6 protein-coding genes are annotated in these 3,749 nt (G+C 61.1%); all 6 read left to right on the forward strand.

The annotated features are described in order from the left end of the window. A partial coding sequence (locus tag OQK_RS08960; protein ID WP_016772072.1) for a phosphoribosyl-ATP diphosphatase occupies positions 1-266 on the forward strand: 266 nt, incomplete at its 5' end. A gap of 25 nt (positions 267-291) precedes the next feature. After that, positions 292-573, forward strand: coding sequence for a twin-arginine translocase TatA/TatE family subunit (locus tag OQK_RS08965; RefSeq protein WP_016772073.1), 282 nt, complete (start codon positions 292-294; stop codon positions 571-573). A 10-nt stretch (positions 574-583) separates the two neighbouring features. After that, a complete protein-coding gene (gene tatB, locus OQK_RS08970) occupies positions 584-1,030 on the forward strand; it encodes a Sec-independent protein translocase protein TatB (protein WP_016772074.1) in 447 nt (148 codons plus the stop codon). Beyond that, a complete protein-coding gene (gene tatC, locus OQK_RS08975; protein WP_016772075.1) occupies positions 1,027-1,818 on the forward strand; it encodes a twin-arginine translocase subunit TatC in 792 nt (263 codons plus the stop codon). The genes tatB and tatC overlap by 4 nt, the downstream gene beginning before the upstream one ends. Then, entirely contained in the window at positions 1,815-2,522 is a 708-nt protein-coding gene (locus OQK_RS08980) for a 16S rRNA (uracil(1498)-N(3))-methyltransferase (RefSeq protein ID WP_016772076.1), read from the forward strand. The genes tatC and OQK_RS08980 overlap by 4 nt, the downstream gene beginning before the upstream one ends. Positions 2,523-2,727: 205 nt before the next feature. After that, positions 2,728-3,749: methyl-accepting chemotaxis protein (locus tag OQK_RS08985; protein WP_016772077.1), on the forward strand; the 1,022-nt coding region annotated here is incomplete at its 3' end.

Genomic DNA, 3,749 nt, shown 5'->3' on the forward strand with positions numbered 1-3,749 from the left:
CGTATGTCGCCAGCCTGTATCACAAGGGGCTGAACAAGATTCTGGAGAAAGTCGGCGAAGAGTCGGTCGAAACCATTATTGCCGCCAAGGATGCCGCCATCAGCGGCGATTGCAGTGATGTGATCTACGAGACCGCCGACCTGTGGTTCCACAGCATGGTCATGCTCGCCCAACTGGGGCAGCATCCGCAGGCCGTGCTGGATGAACTGGACCGTCGCTTCGGCCTGTCCGGACACGTCGAGAAAGCCTCGCGTCCGTCCGCCTGAACAACTTTTAGAGAGGAATCGCCACATGGGCATTTTTGACTGGAAACACTGGGTCGTCATTCTGATTGTCGTGGTGCTGGTATTCGGTACCAAGAAACTGAAAAACCTCGGCACCGACGTTGGCGAATCGATCAAGGGCTTTCGCAAAGCCATGAACGACGACGAAAAACCGGCCGAGCCTAGCGTGACCCCGCCGGCCCAGCCTGTGCCACCGGTGCAGCCGCAAACCACCGCTCAGGCCAACCCGCCGCACACCATCGACGTGCAGGCGCAAAAAGTCGAAGAGCCGATCCGCAAAGACGTGTGAGCACTGACTAATGTTTGGTATCAGCTTCTCTGAACTGCTGCTCGTCGGCCTCGTCGCCCTGCTGGTGCTCGGCCCCGAGCGTCTGCCGGGCGCGGCGCGCACCGCCGGTCTGTGGGTCGGCCGCCTGAAGCGCAGCTTCAACGCGATCAAACAGGAAGTTGAACGTGAAATCGGTGCCGACGAGATCCGTCGGCAACTGCACAACGAACATATTCTGTCGCTGGAGCAAGAGGCGCGGAAGATCTTCAATCCGAACCAGCAGGAGCCGTCGCCGGTCGAGCCTGTGGGCGAGCAGACGATTCACAGCGCTGCCGCTCCCACTGCACCTGCACCTGTTGTAACACCGCCAGGACCGGCGCCGGTTACCACAGACACATCGGTTGAACACGTAGCGCCCTCCGCCGCGCCGACTACACCAGCGCCTCAAGACCCTACACTGCCGCCGCGAGCCCCATGAGCGATCTCCCCGAAAACGACCAGCACATGCCGCTGGTATCGCACCTCACCGAGTTGCGCACCCGCCTGCTGCGTTGCGTGGCGGCGATCTTCATTATTTTTGCCGGGCTGTTCGCGTTCACCCAGCAGATCTACACCTTCGTCTCGACGCCGCTGCGCCAGTACCTGCCGGTCGGCGCGACGATGATCGCCACCGACGTGTCGTCGCCGTTCCTGACGCCGCTGAAACTGACGATGATGGTTTCGCTGTTTCTTGCGATTCCAGTGATCCTGCATCAGATCTGGGGCTTTATCGCACCGGGCCTGTACAAGCATGAAAAACGCGTTGCGGTACCGTTGCTGATCTCCAGCATCCTGCTCTTCTACATCGGCATGGCGTTCGCCTATTACTTCGTATTTCCGCTGATCTTCAAGTTTTTCGCCGCTGCCACCCCGGCCGGCGTGGAAATGATGACCGACATCGCCAGCTACCTCGATTTCGTCATGACGCTGTTCTTCGCCTTCGGCGTGGCGTTCGAGATCCCCGTGGCCGTAGTCCTGCTGGTGTGGATCGGCGTGGTCGACGTCAAATACCTGAAGAAGATCCGCCCGTACGTGATCATCGGCTGCTTCGTGGTCGGCATGATCCTGACCCCGCCGGACATCTTTTCGCAGACCCTGCTGGCTGTGCCGATGTGGATGCTGTTCGAAATCGGCATCCTTTTCGGCGCGCTGGTCAGCAAGCGCGAACGCCCGGACGAAACGCCGGCCGACGACCACAACGACCAGCCGCCAGCGACCCAGGCATGAACCTGCTGCTGCTCGAAGAGGCCGACTTCATTGCGGCCGACCGCGTGATTCTGCGTGATCGCCGCCTGATCCACATGCAGGAAGTGCATCGTTCGGAAGTCGGCGACAGCCTGCGCGTCGGGCGCATCAACGGGTTGATGGGTTCGGCCGAGTTGCTGCGTCTGGAAGCCGGCGAAGCGGAGCTGCGCGTCAACCTCGATCAGCCACCGCCGGCCAAACTGCCGCTGACCCTGGTGCTGGCCCTGCCCCGGCCGAAAATGCTCCGCCGGGTGTTCCAGACCGTCGCGACCATGGGCGTGGCCAAGGTGATTCTGGTCAACAGCTATCGCGTCGAAAAAAGCTTCTGGCAGACGCCATTTCTGGAGCCGGAAGCGATTCGTGAGCAGTTGATCCTCGGGCTCGAACAGGCTCGCGATACGGTGCTGCCGGAGATCGTCATTGAAAAGCGCTTCAAGCCTTTTGTTGAAGATCGCTTGCCGGCGATCGCCGAGGGCACCCTCGGCCTGGTCGGCCACCCCGGCAACTTCCCGCCCTGCCCGCGCGCTCTGAGCGAACCGGTGACCCTGGCCATCGGCCCCGAGGGTGGCTGGATTCCCTACGAAATCGATCTGCTGGCCAAATCCGGCCTGCAACCGGTGCAACTGGGCGAGCGCATCCTGCGCGTCGAAACCGCCGTCACCGCCCTGCTTGCACGCCTGTTCTAACCCGACACCGATCCTGTGTAGGAGCTGCCGAAGGCTGCGATCTTTTGATCTTGTTTTAAAAGCAAGATCAAAGGATCGCAGCCTCGTTGCACTCGTCAGCTCCTACAAGCCCCTGCAGTCGCAGACAAGTGGCGTTACAGATTGCCACCACCCAGCCGATACACCCCCTATAAGTCCAATCAAGTGGTCCGAAGGGAGTGGTCGCATGTACCGTTGGTTAGCCGAGAGTCTTGGAAACGTCAGCGTCAAACGCAAGCTGGGCATCGGTTTCGGCCTGGTGCTGTTGCTGACGCTGTTGATCACTTTCACCGGCTGGACCGGCATGAGCGGCATCATCAGCCGTGGCGACAAGCTCGGCTTCATTTCCAGCCTCAATGAGCTGACCAAGGACCTGCGCCTGGCGCGCATGGACTACGACATGCGTCGTGGTGAACAGGGTCCGGGCGCGGTCAATGAATTGCTCAGCAAACTCGAAAGCGGTCTGCAATCGGCACGCGGCATGATCGAGCAGCCATCCGATGTGGCGATGGTCGATCAACAGCTTGCTGCGGTCGCCGAATACAAACGCGCTTTCGGCGAAATGACCCAGGCCACCGTCCAGCGTGAAGATGCGCGCAGCAAGCTTGGCGCCAATGCCGATAATGCCGTGGCCAAGGTCGGCGAAGTCGAAAGCGCCCTGCTGCAAGGTGACAGCGTTGCGCAATACAACGCAGTGATCGAGCTGAGCAAACTGTTGCAGCAGGCGCGCTATCAGGTGCGCGGCTACACCTACAGCGGCAAGGCCGATGCCGAGCAACCGGCGCTGAGCGCCATCGACAACGCCCTGAAAAACCTCGAAAGCCTGCCGGCCCGCGTGCCAGAGCAGCACATCGCCAACCTGCAGCAGGCCACCGACTCGCTCAAGGCCTATCGCGCCGCCGTCGCTCAGTTCCGGGATTCGCAGGTCAAGAACGCCGCCGCGCTGGTCAACATGTCGGCTCAGGGCGACATCCTGATCGCGGCCAGCAAGAAGCTCACTGAATCGCAAACCGTGGTGCGCGACACCGATGCTGCCCATGCCAAGAACATGCTGCTGGTCGCCACTGCGCTGGCACTGGCCTTCGGTCTGATTGCGGCTTGGGCGATCACTCGACAAATCATCATTCCGCTGACCCAGACCCTGAAAGTCGCCGAGCGCGTGGCCGCCGGCGACCTGACCCACAACCTGGTTTCCCTGCGTCGCGATGA

Origin of the sequence: Pseudomonas sp. R62 (assembly GCF_000257605.1) — a bacterium.
GTDB lineage: Bacteria > Pseudomonadota > Gammaproteobacteria > Pseudomonadales > Pseudomonadaceae > Aquipseudomonas > Aquipseudomonas atacamensis.

What these genes read in the sequence shown, in the direction of transcription:
- OQK_RS08965 (WP_016772073.1), top strand. Translation starts at nt 292, where the DNA reads ATGGGCATTTTTGACTGGAAACACTGGGTCGTCATTCTGATTGTCGTG.
- tatB (WP_016772074.1), top strand. Translation starts at nt 584, where the DNA reads ATGTTTGGTATCAGCTTCTCTGAACTGCTGCTCGTCGGCCTCGTCGCC.
- tatC (WP_016772075.1), top strand. Translation starts at nt 1,027, where the DNA reads ATGAGCGATCTCCCCGAAAACGACCAGCACATGCCGCTGGTATCGCAC.
- OQK_RS08980 (WP_016772076.1), top strand. Translation starts at nt 1,815, where the DNA reads ATGAACCTGCTGCTGCTCGAAGAGGCCGACTTCATTGCGGCCGACCGC.